The sequence below is a fragment of the Streptomyces sp. NPDC006510 genome, from assembly GCF_040611955.1.
In the GTDB taxonomy this organism is placed as follows: domain Bacteria; phylum Actinomycetota; class Actinomycetes; order Streptomycetales; family Streptomycetaceae; genus Streptomyces.
On sequence record NZ_JBEXPH010000440.1, the window covers coordinates 1 to 1671 of the forward strand.

At 73.0% G+C, this 1671-nt stretch carries 2 protein-coding genes; one reads left to right on the forward strand and one right to left on the reverse strand.

Translation table 11 applies throughout. The annotated features are described in order from the left end of the window. On the forward strand, positions 1-999 hold a 999-nt coding region (locus ABZY11_RS44290; protein ID WP_356484588.1), incomplete at its 5' end, for a tyrosine-protein phosphatase. A 66-nt stretch (positions 1000-1065) separates the two neighbouring features. Here the strand turns inward: ABZY11_RS44290 and ABZY11_RS44295 are convergent. Further along, positions 1066-1671, reverse strand: a 606-nt coding sequence (locus ABZY11_RS44295; protein ID WP_356484589.1) for an ADP-ribosylglycohydrolase family protein, incomplete at its 5' end; no start/stop codon positions are given.

The window sequence follows — 1671 nt, forward strand, 5'->3', positions numbered from 1 at the left end:
CCCGTGGCGAGCGCCGGGGCCACCACGCGGGCCGGCGCCGTGCCGTTCACCGCGGCCACCGCCAAGCGCGCCGCCGACGGCGGCTACACGCTCTCCTGGTCCTCCGCCGCCGGATCGGTGACCGTCACCGCCGTCACCTCCCCCGACGCCACCACCGGCACCCCGGTGGGCACCGCCCCCGGCACCGGGTCGCTGACCGTCCCCGCCGGAACCCTCGCCGACGCGGGACGCTGGTACTTCCGGCTGGTGCCGGACAGCGGTTCCCCGCTCGTCGTCGCCGACCGCTCGCTCGGGATCGAGTCCGCCCGAAACTTCCGGGACATCGGCGGCTACCGCACCACCGACGGGCGCTGGGTGCGCTCCGGACTGGTCTACCGCTCCAACAAGATCAACAGCCTCACCGACGCCGAGCAGCAGCGCCTGCTCTCCCAGCGGCTCACCCTCGACGTGGACCTGCGCAACGCGGTGGAGCGGCACGACGACCCGGACCGGCTGCCCGCCGGTGTGAAGTACCAGGTCGCCGATGTGGTGTCGCTCAGCCACGGCATCCGCTTCCACGACTCGGCGCTGATGACACTGGCCGAGGCCATCGCGGCCGGGCTGCTCTCCGGCTCGTCCGACCTCGGCCAGTCCATCGGCTACCCGTTCATGGTCAACTTCGTGGGCGCCGACTACGCCTTCCGCGATCTGCTCACGGCCGTCGCGACGAACGACTCCGGCGCGACGGTCTTCCACTGCAGCTCGGGCAAGGACCGCACCGGCTGGAGCACCGCCGCCCTGCTCACCCTGCTCGGCGTCCCGCGCGAGACCGTCGAGGCGGACTTCCTCGCCAGCAACGACTACCTGGGCAACCCGAAGGCCGTCGAACTGAGCTGGCTGCGCGCGGCATTCGACGAGGTCGACCACCTGTACGGCGACTTCGACAGCTACGTACGCGAGGGCCTGAAGCTCGACGACGCGACGGTGGCCGCGCTGCGCACCAAGCTGCTCACGGACTGACGCACCGTCAAAACCTGGTGTGCTGACGGGTGGTGACCCCGCCGTTCACCGGCGGACGGCCGCCCGTCAGTACGCCGGGTAGCGGTCGGCCGGCCAGGCGACCGCGTGCTCGAACTCCACGCACAGATCGTCGGCCACCTCGGTGATCACGGCCCGGCCCTCGGTCGCCACCAGCCAGGACGCCGGAAGGTGTACGTCCCCGTGGCGTGCGCCGAGCAGGTTGCCGCAGATCGCCCCCGTGGAGTCGCTGTCGCCCGAGTGGTTGACCGAGAGCAGCAGCGACCGGGCCACCTGATCGGCGTCGGGCAGCACGAGGGCGCAGTACACGGCGATGGCAAGGGCCTCCTCGGCGACCCAGCCCGCGCCCAGCGTCTCCACCTTCTCACCGGTCGGCGCGCCCTCCGCGGCCAGGTCGACGGCGGCCCGCAGCGCCGCCGTCGTCTCCTCGTGCCCCGGGTGGCGGCGCAGCAGCTCCATGGCCCGCAGTACGGCGCCCGCCATCGAGTCGCCCTCCAGGAGGTGCGCGACGATCGCGGCGAAGGCCCCGGCCGCGTAGGCGCCGGTCGGATGGCCGTGGGTGATCTGCGCGCACCAGTAGGCGAGCCGGAAGCCCGCCTCGGGGTCCTCCCCCACCAGTCCGAAGGGGGCGGACCGCATCACCGTGCCGCACCC